Genomic DNA, 16696 nt, shown 5'->3' on the forward strand with positions numbered 1-16696 from the left:
CTCCTGTCTAATGAAAGTAACAGTTTAACTATATAATTCATTACCCTCAATTTGGAAAAAACGTACTTGGAACAGAAGAAAAAAGACCGCATTTTTCCGGAAAGGAAAATATACGGTCAAATAGACAATAAATCAAAAACAAATTATTTTTTATAAGATTCGTACGCCTCTATCTTCTCGGACAAGTAAGACCAATAGTCCATCAGTTGATCGAGTTGGGATTTTCCTTGCTCAATCTTTTGATAGAGTTCATTAACTTGCCCGATATCGCTACCTGCCGAAGCGAGCTGTTGTTCGAGTTGCTCAAGCGCAGCTTCCGCGTTTTCAATCTGTGTCTCAATCGTTGTCCAATCTTGTTGTTCCTGATAAGACAATTTTTTCGGGATGTCGGTTGGAGCAGCTACCACTTCTTTTACCTCAGTCACGATAGCTGCTTCAGGTGTCTCATCCTCACGCTGTTCCAGGTAATCCGTATACTGCCCATAATAAGAGACAATCGTACTATTCTCGAACGCAAGTAACCGATTGACGACACGGTCGAGGAAATAACGATCATGACTGACTGTGATAACCGTCCCGGGGAAGGACTCGAGATAATCTTCAAGAACCGACAGCGTTTCTGTATCTAAATCATTCGTCGGCTCATCGAGGAACAAGACGTTTGGTTCATCCATTAAGATCGTCAACAACTTGAGTCGACGCTTTTCGCCACCGGATAATTTACCAATCGGCTTATACTGTGCTTCCGGTTTGAATAAGAACTGCTCAAGCATCTGACTGGCTGTGATTTCTTGACCATCAAGTGTCGTGATCACCTGGGCGATCCGTTCGACTTCATCGATGACACGACGTTCCGGGTGCGTGAACTCGGCGAACTGTCCATAAAACCCAACTTTGACCGTTTCCCCGTGCACGACTTCCCCTTGAGTCGGTTCAAGTTGTTTCGCTAAAATCGACAACAGTGTCGATTTCCCGCTCCCGTTCCGACCGACGATGCCATAACGTTCTTTTCGACCGAATAACCAGCTAAATGATTCGAACAGTGTTCGTTCACCAAATGTATGACCAAGTTCCGTTGCTTCGATGACTTTTTTACCGAGTCGTGTCGAACCGACTTGTACTTCAAGTGTTGCTTCTTCTTCTTCATAAGAGAGTTCTTGGAGTGCATCGACACGCTGAATCCGTGCCTTTTGTTTTGTCGTCCGTGCCTTTGCACCACGACGTAGCCAAGCGAGTTCACGGCGTAAAATGTTTTGGCGCTTCTCTTCCATTGAAGCAGTCCGTTCGCGGCGCTCAGCCCGCTTTTCAAGGAATGACTCATAGTTTCCGACATAAAAATGGGCCGTCCCGTTCGCGATTTCCATCATGTGATTCGTGACACGATTCAAGAAATAACGGTCGTGGGTAATCAACAGAATCGCTCCACGGTATTCCTTGATCTGTGATTCGAGCCAAGTAATCGTTTCTGCATCGAGTTCATTCGTTGGCTCATCGAGTAGTAATAGATCGGCTTCGTCGAGCAAAGCTTCTGCCAAGCCGACACGCTTCCGTTGGCCGCCCGATAACGAACCGATTTTTGCTTCTAAATCTGTAATGCCAAGTCGCGTTAAAATCATTTTAAGGCGAGACTCCGTATCCCAGGCATTTGCGGCATCAATTTCCGTTTGGGCATCGATAAATCGTTTGAGTAACGTTTCATTTGTCGGATCTTGTTCAAGCGCTAAACGAGCTGTTTTATAATGGCGTAAAGCATTGATTGTCGGTGTGTTTCCGGAGAGGAGCACTTCCATCACTGTTTGATCTTCCGGATAATCTGTCGATTGTGAAAGTAAACGTATCCGGTAATCGTTCGGATGATGCAGTTCACCGAAATCAGCTGTCTCTTTTCCTGCTAAAATATGGAGCAGTGTCGATTTTCCTGTCCCGTTGACACCGATAATTCCAATCCGGTCTCCGGGTGTGACGGAAAATGTTACGTCTTCAAAAACGATTTTATCAGCAAATTCTTTTTTTAATTGATCTACTTTAAGTAGCATGTCAGACTCCTTCTACAATATGCTTGATTTGTTGTTCAACAGTAGCGACGAGTTCTTTTTGGGTCATTGTAGCAGGGTCGATGGATGGAAGGATTGTCACATCGACAGTTGCCGGTCGAATCCGACCAGTCTCTTCCATGACACGATAGCTTCCTGAAATGGCAATCGGAACGACGCGTGCACCACTAGATGTTGCTAGGGTGAAGCTCCCTGCTTTGAACTCAGCAATCGGTCCGCCTTTCGAGCGAGTACCTTCCGGGAAGATGATCATCGATTGCCCATCTTTGATTGTCTCGACACCGGCACGAATCGCCTTTAAAGACTGTCGGCGATCTTTTCGGTCAATCATGACACATCCCATTAAATTCATCCAGACATTGACGATTGGAATCTTATTGACTTCGATTTTCGAAATAAAGGCTTTGGGTTTTGCGATATGTCCGAGCAAAATCGGGATGTCAAAATTCCCTTGGTGGTTGGCGATGAAGACGACAGGTTGATCAGACGGAATATGTTCTTCCCCTGTCAGACGGACTTTCACTCCAGCTAAGCGAAGGAGCGAATTCGCCCAAACGTGTGCTACTTTTTGTGTATACGCGTAGCGAGCGGCGTGTGTTCGACGTTTTGCGCCAGGCAAAAATGGTAATGTAAGAGGTAATACTAGCCCAAAATGAATGAACCAGATGATCGTGCGTAACATGATGGCATCAAACTCCTTTTTTACTGTGTATTATTATTGTACAAAAAAAGACCAGGTATCGCACCCGGTCTTCTTCTTTATTCCCAGTAACGAGGTTCAGATTCCTCTTCACTCTCGCCGAGTTCGAATGTCAGGCGTCTCGTCGTCGGATCGATGGAGAACGAGGCATTCGTATTATCGATTTGTTTGATTTCCATCGTCTCTTCATCGAGGATGAGTGTCAAACGTACCTTATCTTCATGATCGACGAGTAAAACACCATCTTCTTTTAGCCATAAGTCGATGACAGGTGAGTAACGAAGTGTCCAGCCGTTGGATAGTGGTATTTCATTCATAATGAATCGGTTCCTCCTAAAAACATGAAGTCAAACTCTTTATTTATCATGCTGTTCTGTCGTTGATAATGCAAGTGATGCGACTGTGTCATTTTGTTCATAAGACAATTGATAAGAGTGTTCCCGTTTCTTCATACGCTCCAACTGTTTTTTGACGCGGCGGTATTGCATATATTCATGATAACCATGATATGTCGTACGAATTAATTGTCTAAAAGATGAAAGTGAAAGACAAATGGATAGGGTGAAGACGAAAATCCCGACTGAATCGGTATAATATCCCGTGATAAAACTAAGGTATGTACTAATGAGACCCGTAAGCGTCGTAAATAAGTAAAAATACACAGTACTTCCTCCTTCGTGTCACTCTACTAAGTGTGTCTAGTAAAGCAATTCGCTAACGAAGCAGGATTTCCTTTATCGTCCAGTAAAACTTCGGAAACAAATAAAAAAATCTACACGATGAGATGTAGATTTTAAGGTGTATCGATTTGTTGGAGTGCAGGTGTCTTTGGAGACAAATCAGTGCTACTCGACCCTTCAGCGAATACAATTCCAATCGTTGCGAGAAATGCGAAAAAAGCGAATACTAACGTTTTTGTAAAGCGTCTTGCGAAAGAACGCGATTGAATGTCATGAAACATAGTTTTTCCCCCATATTTACCAAAACTAAACCTTCTTTTTCCTATTCTTTTATCATATCTGTTTTTTTCAAAAAAATCACTTAAATCAGATTCGTTCACAAAAATGTCACAACTGTTCGCTTCCATTTGATGTCGGAGATAGGTTGAAAAAGAGTATAGTATTGAAGGTGATGAAAAGAACTTACGGTTAGTTGAGTGTTTCAGCTTAACCAAGTTAATGAAAGGAGATGACCATAAATGGCACTACGTGCAGGACAGGTTGTCACATTAAAAGTAGAGCGTGAAGCAGAATTTGGTGTGTTTTTAAGTGATGGTACGGAGGATATCTTACTTCATAAAAATGAACAGACGAAATCGCTCATGCTAGAAGAAGAGGTCGAAGTATTCCTTTACCAAGACAATGAAGGGCGTCTCGCCTCATCAATGACGATTCCGGAAGCGTCATTTGAGGATTACGTCAAAGCACCGATTAACGGAACACGTTACAATACAGGTGTTTTTGCGAACATCGGAATTCAAAAGGATGTTCTCGTCTCACTAGACGATCTTCCGCAACGCCGGACATTTTGGCCGGAAGAGGGAGACGAACTTTACATTCGTTTGAAACATGATCAAAAATTACGTTTGTTAGGTGACCCGGCTCCTTATGCCTATTTCAATCTTAAGGCGCAACCGGCACCGGAAGAGTGGAATAACATGGACGTTGAAGGACTTGTCTTTGCCCAGCGTGATCCGGGTGTCAACGTTTGGGTGAACGATCAATCGATTGGTTTTCTACATGAACAAGAGATGGAACGGTGGCCGCGTCTCGGAGAAGTTATGAAATTACGGGTGACAAATGTGAAGCCAGATGGTACAGTATTACTTTCAGCAAGACCACGTGCTCACGAGGCAATCGACATCGATGCGGATTTAATCCTGAACCACCTACTTGAACATGGCGGTCAGATGGCGTATGGTGATAAGACACCTCCTGAGACGATTGATGAGGTATTCGGCCTAAGTAAGGCTGCCTTCAAACGTGCTCTAGGTCGATTGTTGAAAGATAAAAAAATAGAAAAACATGAAACGGGTATTCGGCTAACGAAGTAAGCTAGCCAACTGAACCTACGTTTCGAATAAATAGTTAGGAATTCATCATTTTGGTGGTTGCGGCTGGTTTTAACCGGCGACCATTTCCAAATAAAACCCCATCACTAGTGGGGGCAAGCGGCGCGATTTAAAGCGTTGAACGGTCCGGGCATCATGCCTTTCCCTCGCCCTTATGGCAACGATTATGATGGTGACTTCCCTAAACATTATTATCAGTAGAAATAGCCTCTATCTTTAAGGACGGGCTTCTGCTATAATAGGTAGTCGATTGTATTCGTTACGGTAGCGTCTGTTTAGTGGCAGACGCTTTTCATATGACAAAGGAGAGTATTTAGCATTGACAACATTTCGTGAATTAAATCTTAGTGAGGCACTTATCAAAGGTGTCCTAAAAATGGGCTTTGAAGAAGCAACTCCAATCCAAGCAGAAACAATTCCAGTCGGTCTTAGCGGCGTTGACTTAATCGGTCAAGCACAAACAGGTACTGGTAAAACAGCAGCATTCGGTATTCCGACGATTGAGCGTCTTGACGCAAAATCGCGCCATATCCAAGCGTTGATTCTTGCACCGACTCGTGAACTTGCGATTCAAGTAGCAGAAGAACTTAACCGCATTGGTGAAATGAAACGCGTTCATGCATTGCCAGTATACGGTGGTCAGCAAATCGATCGTCAGATTCGTGCGCTTCGCAAGAACCCACAAATCGTCGTTGCGACACCTGGTCGCCTAATGGATCACATGAACCGTAAAACATTAAACCTTGACCACGTTCAAACAGTCATCTTGGATGAAGCAGATGAAATGTTGAACATGGGCTTCGTGGAAGATATCGAAAAAATCTTAGGTACACTTCCGCCAACTCGTCAAACACTTTTGTTCTCTGCAACGATGCCACCACAGATTCGTAAAATCGCGGATCGTTTCATGACAACACCAACGCACATCAAAGTAAAAGCAAAAGAAATGACAGTCGAAAACATCGACCAATCATTCATCGAACTAAAAGAAAGCCAAAAATTCGATGTGCTTTGCCGCTTGATTGATACAGATTCTCCAGAACTTTCAATCATCTTTGGTCGTACGAAAAAACGTGTTGACGAAATGACGGAAGGACTTATCCAACGTGGATACACGGCGGACGGTTTACACGGTGACTTAACACAAGCGAAACGTGACCAAGTCATTCGTCGCTTCAAAAAAGGAACAATCGATATCCTTGTTGCGACAGACGTTGCAGCACGTGGACTTGATATTTCTGGTGTTACACACGTTTACAACTTTGATGTACCACAAGATCCAGAGAGCTACGTTCACCGTATCGGTCGTACGGGACGTGCTGGTAAAACGGGATCAGCAATCACGTTTGTTACACCACGTGAATTTGGTCAAATCAAAACAATCGAACGTGTAACAAACAAAAAAATGTCACGTCGTCACGCACCGACACTTGACGAAATCTTGGAAGGCAACTTGAAGCTTGCTGCACAAGAACTCATCAAACGTGTAGAAGCGAAAAACTCACAAGAGTATACAACACTCGCGCAAGAACTTCTTGAAGAGTATGAAGCGGTTGAATTAATCGCAGCAGCGCTTAAAGGATTAACGAAAGAGCCGGATGCAACTCCAGTTCAAATTTCGTCAATCGAACCAATCCGTGTCAAACGTTTTGGTAGCAACGGTGGCGGTGGTAACCGTCGTCCTTACGGCAATAAAGGTGGATCAGGTTCTGGTTCTTCTAACCGTGGTGGCGGATACCGTGGCAGCAACCCGCGTGGTGGGGAGCGCCGTGAAGGCGGTCGTCCTTCTGAAGGAAACCGTAGTTCATCGTCATCAGATCGTCGTGAAGGTGGATACGCTGGTCGTAGCAACCGTAGCGAAAGTGATCGTAACCGTGGCGGACGTAAACCACGTTTTGAAAAGTAAAAAATCCGAACCGATTTGTCACAGACAAGTCGGTTCTTTTTTATGAATTCTCATGATAAAATGAGCAATGAAAGATATAGAGAGGGCTGAATCGTTCGTGTATACCATTTATGCAGCAGCATTCATTTGTCTGATTGGACTGCTCATCGCAACTAAAAAAATTAGCGAGCAGACGACAAAAGGACACTTTCGTTATATCCCTTTAGCGACGTTATTGTTTGGCGGGATTATTTTTCTCGTCTTAGCGATTGGTAAGGGTGGTGCTACAGGCATTCAATACGGTGTTCTGAGCATTATCTATTTAACGGCGACATTTGGTGTCTATTTGTACATTGCGTTAAGAAAAGATACAACGTTATTTTAAAGACGGGGCCTCTCTGATTACAGGGTGGTCTTTTTTTTGATAAGATAGAACAAGAGAATAGGGGGGGAGAAGAATGGATGCATTAGATGTCATTGTTCATCCCGAACAGATTGAGGCGTGGTTCCAACCAATTGTTGGAGCGGCACCTTTTAAAGTGGAAGGGTATGAAATCCAATCTCATTTTCGCGGTGAGCCGCTGAAGCCATTTTTTCAAGAAGATGATGTACCAATTGAATACCAGTTAGAAGTCATGAGTCATGTCATTCGCCATGCTTTTCAAAAAGTCCCGGCCGATGCGCATTCATTTGTCTTAATCCGCTGTCGACCTGATTGGTTATTCGAAAATGGTGGTGAAGATTTTTTGAGTATCTTACGTGACGCACAGATCGACTTTCCGGAAGACCGGTTATATGTCACACTGACCGATGTCCAAGTGGATGACTTTGATCGACTCGGACGAATCGTTGCGTACTATCAAAACTCTGGCTTAAAGGTTGCGCTTGATCGTGCGGAGGCGACGAGCTTAGAACGCGTTTTTGCCATGTCGCCGGACATGCTGATTGTCGACTTATCTTCGATGATTGAGAAAAAAACCGTTTCAGCGAGCTATCCGCACCTGTTACAAACGATGGAACACTTATGTGACCAGCTCGGTGCGCCACTTCTTTACAAAAATATCAGCCATCTTGGTCAACTTCGGTATGCATGGCAACATGGTGGGCGCTATTACATGGGAAATCTACTCGGTGAGACGACACCTGACTGGGTGACGACATGCCCAGGCATGGAAATCTTATTACATGAAGTGCCAATGTTCTATAAATATGACCGGGAACAGATGAATCGTTTGTTCCAGCTCGAACAAGACTGGACGATTCGGTTTAATGAGTACTGCCAGTCGTTAAAAGCAGATGAAGCATTGGATGAATGGCTAATTAGGCTGGCCCAAAAGATGGAACCCGAATTCATTCGCTTTTACATCACAGACGCGAATGGCTTTCAAAAATCATCAAACGTTAGTAAAAAGAGCGGTGGATGGAAAACATATGCGTTTTACAAAGGTTATAACTGGAGTTTTCGACCGTACTTCATTCGGACTACGGTTGCGATGGAACGACGGCATACGGGATACCTCTCTGATCGATACGTCGATTTCAGTTCGAGTGAACAAACGCGAACGTTCAGTATGCCGCTAAATAATGGGATGTTCTTATTTGCTGATATTTCAGCAAGTTATTTATATCAAGAACGGTTAAGTGAATAAGGAGGAAATGAAACATGTTGGACTATGATTATGATGCACTACGTGAGATTGGGCGCATCGTCGCCATTGCGCGCGATGAAATGGCGGATGCTGTCAAACCAGGAATTACAACGAAAGAGCTTGATGATATCGGAGCGCGTATTTTGAAGGAACATGGAGCGGAATCAGCACCGATCGTCATGTATGATTTTCCTGGAGCAACGTGTATCAGTGTCAATGAAGTCGCGGCTCATGGTATTCCTGGTGCATATGTCATTCAAGAAGGCGATATCGTCAACGTCGATGTCTCGGCAGTCAAAGATGGCTACTATTCAGATACAGGTAAAACGGTGATTGCAGGAGAAGCGAAGCGTCCTGAGCACGTCCGACTGGTCGAGGTGTCATTGTCTGCCCTTGAAAAAGGACTTGAGAAAGTCAAAGCAGGTACGAAAGTCAATCAAATCGGTAAAGCAATCTATGCGGAAACACGCAAAAATGGCTTTACGGTCATTCGGAATTTAGCTGGACATGGATTAGGAAAAACGTTGCATGGTGAACCGGAGTCGATTTCGAATTACTTCAACCGAGAAGAAAATGATTTATTGAAAGAAGGACAAGTCATCGCAGTCGAAACGTTTATCTCGACGAGCGACGAATTTTGTATGGAAGATGAAAAGGATGGCTGGACACTGTACACGCCAAATAAAAGTTTGGTTTCACAGTTCGAACATAGCGTCGTTGTCTTGAAGGATGGATACGAAATCTTGACGAAGGCAGACTAAAAAAAGCGTCGTTCCGCAAAGGGATGGCGCTTTTAGAATGCAGAAAAAGTGCTATCGGGAGATCAAGCGTCTTTTTTCGTTGCTTTCCTCGGGAGGAGCAAGCCGTTGCTCCTTAATCCTCACGGACAGGTCTTGCCTGCCTTTGGTAAGTCGCGTTAAAAACGCACTTTTCCCCGCAGGAGTCAACGAAACGTGACGCTTTTTAGGTAATACCGTGACCGATTGCCGCTTTGAAGACGAGGCGAGACAGGGAAGCGCGAACGGATTGCATCTCGATACCGCGTGTTTACGCTTCTTAATGGTTTGTAGACGAAATGATGCCCGGTGGACAAAAGCGGTAGTTTAACAGGCACTACGTGTTGTTATTCTTTTTTTGAGGAGCAATTGCTCCTTCGCGTCTTCAAAGAACGATTTTAGACCGGGTAAGCCGATTTAACCGCTCGAGTGAAACCTCGTGCTCGGCGTATGGAATGTGACCGTTCCCGATTCGATAGTCGACTTCAAGGAGATCTTCGGCGAAATAATGATCGGTTCCAGCCATGTCAATCGGATACGCTAGACCAGGTAGTGTAGCGAAAGCAAGCGTCTGCCGACGCCCGATTCCACTCTCGAACATTCCACCGAGCCAGTACGTCGCTTTATCTCTTAATGCTAGGGCGTTCGTCAAGCCTCCGACGCGTGCCGGTTTAATGTTGATGATTTGACCTGCACCGAGTGAGAGCATTAAGTCAGCGTCAGTGACCGTTTGGATCGATTCGTCCAAACATAAAGGAGTCGAGAGCAGTGACGCAGCATATTGATGCGTCAACCAATCATCTGCCCGAAATGGTTGCTCCATCATGATTAATCCATACTGATCCCAGTCCTGCAGGAGATTCATCTCGGAACGGGTGAAACTTCCGTTGGCATCAAACATTAAAGGCGCATCAGGAAATTGTTTTCGAACGTGCGCTAAGACGGAGGTATCCGTTGGGTCTAGCTTTAGCTTGATACGCTGAAAACCGTCCTGTAACGCGTCCTCAACGGCATGTACCGTCTTGCTGGCTTCCGCGCGACCAAGTGCTTTTCCGCAAGCGATGGCTTTGTTTTCGTCACCCCCGAGATACGTGGCAAGCGTTTGGTTACTCGCGCGAGCAAACAATTCATAGACGGCGCCGTCGAACATTGCTTTTGCCATCTGGTTTCCTTGAATCGGGTGAAAGCGTGTTGCGACTTCTGACGGATGATTGAGCGGTCCTTTAAGCAAGCGATAGAGGACGGGAGCTAAGGCATGAATCGAATCTTGTGTCTCCGCGGTATACCAAGGTGTTTCAAAGGCGACACCTTCCCCGTAACCGATGTTGCCTTCTGTGTCCGTCAATCGGAGAATCGTCGTTCGGCGATTACTTAAAGTAGTGAGTGCCGTTTTCATCGGCTGACGGAATGTTAATCGGACATCAAATAATTCTGCGCTTCGAAGTGTGATCTTCATACGAAGTCCTTCAATTGATGGCGCAGCAGTTTACCGTTCGCATTACGCGGTAAAGCGTCACGATAAACATAGGTGACGGGACACTTATATTTGGCAAGCAACTGACTGATTGCTTGACGGACGACCGATTCATCGACAGCGCTGACGATAAACGCAACAGGGACTTGTCCCCAAGTCGAATCAAAGCGACCGACGACACCAGCTTCCTTGATTCCGTCAATCGAGAGCAGGGCAGATTCGACTTCAGCCGGATAGACATTCTCACCGCCTGAAATGATTAAATCGCTTCGCCGATCGAGAACGTATAAATAGCCTTCTTCATCTAAACGTCCAAGGTCACCTGTCTTGAGATAGCCGTCTGCGGTAAAAGATGCTACGGTCGCTTGCTCATCTGAAAAATAACCTTTCATGACGGTCGGTCCTTTGACTTCGATTTCTTGATGGCGTGTGATTCGGATATCGGTCGGGGCAATTGCTTGGCCGGCAGAACCGATTTTTCGTAACGCATCTTCCGGCAATAGTGTCGCAATTTGCGAAGCGGTTTCTGTCATCCCGTATGTTTGCATGACGGGAATCTTTCGATCGAGGGCGCGAGTCAAAATCGGTAAAGGGACCGGTCCACCGCCCGTCAAGACGACACGTAAATCATAGCGACGCAACCCTGCTTCAAGCAGCCGATCCAACATGACAGAAACGAGGGAAACATGGGTAATCCGTTCATTTTTAATCCATTCAATCGTTTTCGTCGGGGCGAAATGAGGTTCAAGGACGATAGGGGCGCCGTAGATGACAGCACGGTAAACGACAGCGAGACCACTCATATGAAACAGTGGGGTAACAATTAAGAAGCGATCATCCGTCGAGGAACCGATATGACGTGCTGCATTCATCGCACTTGAAAAGTGATTTAGCATTGTCTGTTCGACTGCCTTAGCCCGACCTGTCGTTCCGCTCGTAAAGAGCATCGATTGGACATAGTGTTTTGGCATATGTCGAACGATGATGTCAGGTGCCGTGTTCACATAGTGGAACGGTAAAATCTTGATATCGGTATCTAGCGTCCGGTCGGAGATGACATATTTGACTTGTGCTCGTTTTAATTGATCATCCAGTTCGCGCTGACTTAAGCGGACGTTGAGTGGGACGATTGTTAATTCAAGTAGTTGTGCCGCATGGATGGCAATGATATATGACTGACTTGCAGGACCATAAAGAGCAATCCGGTCACCACGCGAAAGGTGGCTTGCCCAGGCACTTGCTAATTTGTGTGCTGCCGTATATAATTCCTGCCAAGATAAGCGGGCTTGATCTGTGACTAGAGCTAAGTCGTTAGGTTGTTCCTTAGCGCGTGTATAAATCCAAGGGTACACCAGAAATCACATCCTTTCTTCAAGATGATACGAAAAAGGTTCAAACGTCTCACGACATTGAACCTTTTTTCGTATTATGGGAAACGTGGGAATTGACCGAAGTCAGGATCACGTTTTTCTTTGAACGCATCGCGTCCTTCTTTTGCTTCGTCTGTTGTGTAGTAGAGTAATGTTGCATCTCCAGCAAGTTGCTGAATTCCAGCAAGACCATCAGAGTCTGCATTGAGCGCTCCTTTTAAGAAACGAAGAGCTGTTGGTGAATGTTGAAGAATCTCAGAACACCATTGGATTGTTTCTTGCTCCAGATCAGCAAGTGGAACGACCGTGTTGATGAGTCCCATGTCGAGTGCTTCTTGAGCACCGTACTGACGGCAGAGGAACCAAATTTCACGCGCTTTTTTATGGCCGACGACACGAGCCAAGTAACCAGAACCATACCCTGCATCAAATGATCCAACTTTAGGACCGGTTTGTCCAAACTTCGCATTATCAGCAGCAATCGTTAAGTCACAGACTAAGTGTAAGACGTGTCCGCCACCAATTGCATAACCAGCGACCATCGCGATGACCGGTTTCGGGATAACACGAATCAAACGTTGAAGGTCAAGGACGTTCAAGCGTGGGATTTCATCTTCACCGACGTAACCACCATGTCCGCGAACTTTTTGGTCTCCACCTGAACAGAAAGCGAGATCGCCTTCACCTGTCAAGATGATGACACCGACGTTTTGGTCGTCACGCGCACGTGAGAACGCATCGATTAATTCATGGACCGTGTGTGGACGGAACGCGTTGCGCACTTCAGGACGGTTGATCGTAATTTTAGCGATCCCATTCCATTTTTCGTATTTAATGTCTTCATAACTACGGACTGCTGCCCATTCTGGAGCATATTTCATCTAAATTCCCCCATTTGCTTAAGTTAAGAGTAGTTTCTCTACTATTGTAACAAACTTTTCCGGTTGGTCGATATGTGGGGCATGCGTTGCATGCGAAATCTGGTGGATTTTTTTTGGATCCGCCGCTTGGTGCGCAATTTTTTTAAATTTTTCATCATGTTCCCCGACAATCCATTCAATGGATACGTCTTGAAGACAGGTCCATAAAGACGGCATGTTCCCTGTTCCTTGCGCGGCGAGTGAAGCGGCTAGCCCCTCTGCTGATTGGGACAAACGCTCCGACCGAATCTGTTGCTGCGCAAATGACGGTAATTGCTGCTGGCTTGCGAATAGCGGTAACGCTTCCCAGTGCCGGACGAATGCTTCGAGTCCGTCTTCAAGCAACATCTGTTGCAAAAGCCGATCTGTTGCACGCCGGGCACGGCGCTCGTGTGCTGTCTTTAGGCCAGGTGTCGTACTGACAGCGATCGTCTTTTGGACTTGCGTTGAACAGGCTGCAAGCATCAAGGCAATCCGTCCACCCATCGAGTAGCCTAACACGGTCCATCGTTCATTTCTTGTCGCAAGTAACGCTTGTAAGTCTTTGGCTTGTTCCGTCAAACGCATCCGCTGATATGCAGCAGGCGGCGTCTTTCCATGACCAAGCAAGTCAATCCGATAGACGGTGTAGGTTTCCTGAAGTCGTGCACTGAGCATCGTCCATGTCCCGCTGCTGCCGGTAAACCCATGCAGTAACAACAATGGAGGACCTTGCCCCTCGATTTCGAGATGGTAGTCATGGTCACGTAACTTCATTGAAAGCACTCCGTGAGCGCATGATTCGTCTGTTCCCAAATCGTACGGTGCTTCAGGACGTTCGTCGCACGATCTGTTCGAATCTCGAGAATTCGTGTGACGGTCGTCGGTTCGGTTAACCGTGTTTTCAGTTCGGAAATCGACGTGACGACTTGATGTTTGACCCCATAACCGGCTGCGATATGACTGAAATCGAGATGCTGGGCTGTTCCGAATAACGGTTCGAAGACCTCGGATTCAAGCTGTTGCTGTTGTGGGAGGAAGTTGAAAATTCCGCCCCCGGTGTTGTTGATGAGCAAGATGGTAATCGGACGAGTCCGTGCCATCATCAAGCCATTGACGTCATGAATAAAGGCGAGGTCACCGACGAGCAAGTAGCGTTCCTGTGCATCGTATGTCGCACCGACTGCGCTCGATAAAATCCCATCGATTCCATTCGCACCCCGGTTGGCGAGAAGGCGAAGCGGTGTACCTGCAGGCAAAAACGTATCGATGTCGCGAATCGGCATGCTGTTTGAGACGAATAAGCTGCCTGACGACAAGGTGTTTAAGGCACGAACGACGTTATACTCCGTCAGGTCGTCTTGATCGAGCGTCGTAAAGACAGTGCCGACTGTTTCTTCAGCTCTTTGGATCGTCTTGAGATAAGCAGGATCATGCTCAGTCACGGGCATCCTCAGGAGCTGACTCGGATGCCCGGCTAACAGATTCGTATGCAGTTGCGGAGCACGCCAATTTGCCGCATGACCGACGACCGTCGTCGGAATATCATGTGACCAAAGTAAGTAAGGTTTTGATGTCGGCATTGCTCCGAACCGTAAGATGTGGTCGGGTTTAGCTACTGTTTTGACTGTCTCATTTTTTAGCCACGTATCATAGAAGGCAAAAACGGTGTCTGTTTTGTACTGACGTCCTTGACTCAGGGGATCCGCTAATACGGGGATTCGCGAGTGTTTCGCGTAATCCAAAATAATTTTTGTATCGACCGTCGAAAGTTGTGGTCCGATGACAATCAAAAGACGCTTTGTAGATAGAAGAGCTAGGAGCTCGTCAGTCGTCATTTGCTCGGCAAAATGGGGGAGTGTTCCGACAGTTCGCCCAGTCCGCAATGGATCAAGCTCCGGAATCAACGGTTCGCGTAGCGGGACATTGATATGGACCGGTCCGGCCGGTTCGGTCATCGCCAACAGGACGGACCGCGTTGCAACATGAGCGACATACGATAGACTTTGTTCCTCGGGTAAAGGTAAATCGAATGCATGACGGACTTGTTTTCCGTAAAGACCGACTTGATCGATGACTTGTGGTGCTCCAACCCCACGCAATTCGTGTGGTCGGTCAGCGGTCAAAACAATCAACGGGAGTTCAAAAATGTTTGCTTCCGTGATGGCGGAAAAATAATTCGTCGCAGCTGTCCCGCTCGTACAAATCAAAGCGACGGGACGTGTCTGTTCTTCCGTCCGTGTTAATCCTAAAGCAAAAAAACTAGCCGACCGTTCGTCAACGAGGACGTGGGTACGGCTAGACGGGTGAAGAAATGCAGCAATCGCGAGTGGTGTGGAGCGAGAGCCGGGACTGATTACGAAATCCCGTACCCCGCTAGCGACGAGCGTATCGATTAATGTGTGCATCCACTTAGTCAACATAAACATCATCCTTTTCTAACGTGCACAGATGTGAAAGAGCTTGAAGCATCGGTGAAAGTTTCGTTTCCGTCTCTTCTAGTTCGCTCGTTAGTTGTGACCCGTCGACGAGTCCGCAACCGGCATAGAGAATTGCCGACCGTTCAGTGAAAAGACCTGACCGGATGGCAACAATGAATTCACCGTTTTCTTGACCGTCCATCCACCCGACAGGAGAACCGTACCAACCGCGTTCGAATGTTTCAATCTCACGGATGGCTTGAACTGCTTCTAGTTTAGGTTCGCCACCTAAAGCAGGCGTCGGGTGTAATTTTTCGATAATCTGCAGCAACGTCACATCCGGTGACAACGTAGCAGTAATCGGTGTATACAGGTGCTGGATGTGGCGGTTCTTAAGCAACATCGGCTGATCCGGTTTCTCGATTCGAGTCGATAAATCGTGTAACGTACTCGTGATGGAGTCAACGACGATTGAGTGTTCGACACGATTTTTTTTATCTTCGAGCAACTCGAGACCGAGTGCATCATCTGTTGGTTCGACTTCGTGACGTGGCGCAGAACCAGCGACGGCAGCTGTTTTAATTTGGTTTCCTTCTTTTAAGACGAGTCGTTCTGGTGTAGCTCCGAGGAACGCCTCGTCGACGGTCGGCTGGAAGAAGAAAACATAACTTCCCGGTTGAGACTGCTCGAGTTCGCGGACGAGTCCGGCAAGGTCGACGGCCTGATCCATTTCGTACACGACCTCACGGGCCAACACGATTTTCTTTAACGATGTTTTTAAAAGTTGTGTCGCTTGATGGAAAGACGCTTCAAAAGCCTCATTCCCGTCGCGAGTCATTCGGATCCGAGTCACGAAACGACTTGTTTTTGGTTGGTGTAACTCGGCGTAATCGGAAGCGAGTTGATTGAGTGTTTTTTCAGCGTTTGACTGAGGGTCGACGATCGCGAATAGTGTAACGGTCGTCCGTCCATCCCGTTCTAAGAATAAAAACTTTGGAACTGTCATCGAGGCTTCTCCAAAGGAAGACCAGCGATAATCGGGGTTTTTGAGTTCGCTGAACGAAAAACCGCAAAACGCAAATAAATCATCACCCACATGATCGCGGTTGAGATTCGACCATTTGGATTGAATTCGTAAAAATCGGTCGTGTCCTGACGCTTTTAACTGTTTCGCAATACCGAAACCGATGGCACGCATCGATCGGTCGGGTGTCGTAAAGTAATAGCGTTCTTTTGTTCCGTACGTCAATGAATTGACGTCTTGCGCTTCGATTTCCCATGAATAAGAAGCGATTATAGAGCGCTGGTATGCGTTCGCATGACCAACGGCCTGTTCAATACGTTGTTTAAGCTCTTGTTGAGCGTAAGCCATACCGCTCATTGCCCCCTAGTCTGTAG

Annotated in this window: 16 protein-coding genes; 5 read left to right on the plus strand and 11 right to left on the minus strand. The window is 46.4% G+C overall.

Going from position 1 to position 16696, the window contains the following annotated elements; all coding sequences use genetic code 11:
- Positions 1-143 precede the first annotated feature (143 nt).
- From KNQ05_RS11785 to KNQ05_RS11805, 5 genes are all read right to left on the minus strand, one after another.
- Positions 144-2036, minus strand: coding sequence for an ABC-F family ATP-binding cassette domain-containing protein (locus KNQ05_RS11785; RefSeq protein ID WP_214805460.1), 1893 nt, complete (start codon positions 2034-2036; stop codon positions 144-146).
- Between the two features lies 1 nt (position 2037).
- The gene (locus KNQ05_RS11790; RefSeq protein ID WP_088836402.1) at positions 2038-2736 is read right to left on the minus strand and encodes a lysophospholipid acyltransferase family protein; all 699 of its coding nucleotides are present in this window, start codon (positions 2734-2736) and stop codon (positions 2038-2040) included.
- A 77-nt stretch (positions 2737-2813) separates the two neighbouring features.
- Entirely contained in the window at positions 2814-3071 is a 258-nt protein-coding gene (locus KNQ05_RS11795) for a hypothetical protein (protein ID WP_029332738.1), read from the minus strand.
- A 39-nt stretch (positions 3072-3110) separates the two neighbouring features.
- Entirely contained in the window at positions 3111-3416 is a 306-nt protein-coding gene (locus tag KNQ05_RS11800; protein ID WP_088836403.1) for a hypothetical protein, read from the minus strand.
- A gap of 131 nt (positions 3417-3547) precedes the next feature.
- A complete protein-coding gene (locus KNQ05_RS11805) occupies positions 3548-3715 on the minus strand; it encodes a hypothetical protein (protein WP_204251421.1) in 168 nt (55 codons plus the stop codon).
- 237 nt (positions 3716-3952) lie between these two features.
- Here KNQ05_RS11805 and KNQ05_RS11810 point away from each other — a divergent pair, with 237 nt between their 5' ends.
- From KNQ05_RS11810 to map, 5 genes are all read left to right on the plus strand, one after another.
- Complete coding sequence (locus KNQ05_RS11810; protein ID WP_029332740.1) at positions 3953-4807, plus strand: S1-like domain-containing RNA-binding protein; 855 nt, start codon at positions 3953-3955, stop codon at positions 4805-4807.
- Between the two features lie 337 nt (positions 4808-5144).
- Positions 5145-6731, plus strand: coding sequence for a degradosome RNA helicase CshA (gene cshA, locus KNQ05_RS11815; protein WP_088836404.1), 1587 nt, complete (start codon positions 5145-5147; stop codon positions 6729-6731).
- A 97-nt stretch (positions 6732-6828) separates the two neighbouring features.
- Positions 6829-7095 carry a hypothetical protein gene (locus KNQ05_RS11820; protein WP_029332742.1) on the plus strand — a complete coding sequence of 89 codons (267 nt, stop codon included), beginning with the start codon at positions 6829-6831 and terminating at the stop codon, positions 7093-7095.
- A 73-nt stretch (positions 7096-7168) separates the two neighbouring features.
- Entirely contained in the window at positions 7169-8359 is a 1191-nt protein-coding gene (locus KNQ05_RS11825; protein ID WP_214766642.1) for an EAL-associated domain-containing protein, read from the plus strand.
- A 14-nt stretch (positions 8360-8373) separates the two neighbouring features.
- Positions 8374-9120 (plus strand): type I methionyl aminopeptidase, encoded by a 747-nt coding sequence (gene map, locus KNQ05_RS11830; protein ID WP_088836406.1) that lies wholly within the window; start codon positions 8374-8376, stop codon positions 9118-9120.
- A 400-nt stretch (positions 9121-9520) separates the two neighbouring features.
- Here the strand turns inward: map and menC are convergent, their stop codons facing one another.
- From menC to KNQ05_RS11860, 6 genes are all read right to left on the minus strand, one after another.
- The gene (gene menC, locus KNQ05_RS11835; protein ID WP_214802455.1) at positions 9521-10591 is read right to left on the minus strand and encodes an o-succinylbenzoate synthase; all 1071 of its coding nucleotides are present in this window, start codon (positions 10589-10591) and stop codon (positions 9521-9523) included.
- Positions 10588-11961 (minus strand): o-succinylbenzoate--CoA ligase, encoded by a 1374-nt coding sequence (menE, locus tag KNQ05_RS11840; protein ID WP_214766638.1) that lies wholly within the window; start codon positions 11959-11961, stop codon positions 10588-10590. Before menE ends, menC begins: the two co-directional genes overlap by 4 nt.
- A gap of 74 nt (positions 11962-12035) precedes the next feature.
- The gene (gene menB / locus KNQ05_RS11845) at positions 12036-12860 is read right to left on the minus strand and encodes a 1,4-dihydroxy-2-naphthoyl-CoA synthase (protein ID WP_029332747.1); all 825 of its coding nucleotides are present in this window, start codon (positions 12858-12860) and stop codon (positions 12036-12038) included.
- 18 nt (positions 12861-12878) lie between these two features.
- A complete protein-coding gene (menH, locus tag KNQ05_RS11850) occupies positions 12879-13655 on the minus strand; it encodes a 2-succinyl-6-hydroxy-2,4-cyclohexadiene-1-carboxylate synthase (RefSeq protein ID WP_214770003.1) in 777 nt (258 codons plus the stop codon).
- Positions 13652-15301 (minus strand): 2-succinyl-5-enolpyruvyl-6-hydroxy-3-cyclohexene-1-carboxylic-acid synthase, encoded by a 1650-nt coding sequence (gene menD, locus KNQ05_RS11855; protein WP_214805462.1) that lies wholly within the window; start codon positions 15299-15301, stop codon positions 13652-13654. The genes menH and menD overlap by 4 nt, the downstream gene beginning before the upstream one ends.
- Positions 15291-16670 (minus strand): isochorismate synthase, encoded by a 1380-nt coding sequence (locus KNQ05_RS11860; RefSeq protein ID WP_214766632.1) that lies wholly within the window; start codon positions 16668-16670, stop codon positions 15291-15293. The genes menD and KNQ05_RS11860 overlap by 11 nt, the downstream gene beginning before the upstream one ends.
- Positions 16671-16696: the final 26 nt, after the last annotated feature.

The sequence above is a fragment of the Exiguobacterium sp. s125 genome (genome assembly GCF_018618605.1).
Classification (GTDB): Bacteria; Bacillota; Bacilli; order Exiguobacteriales; family Exiguobacteriaceae; genus Exiguobacterium_A; species Exiguobacterium_A oxidotolerans.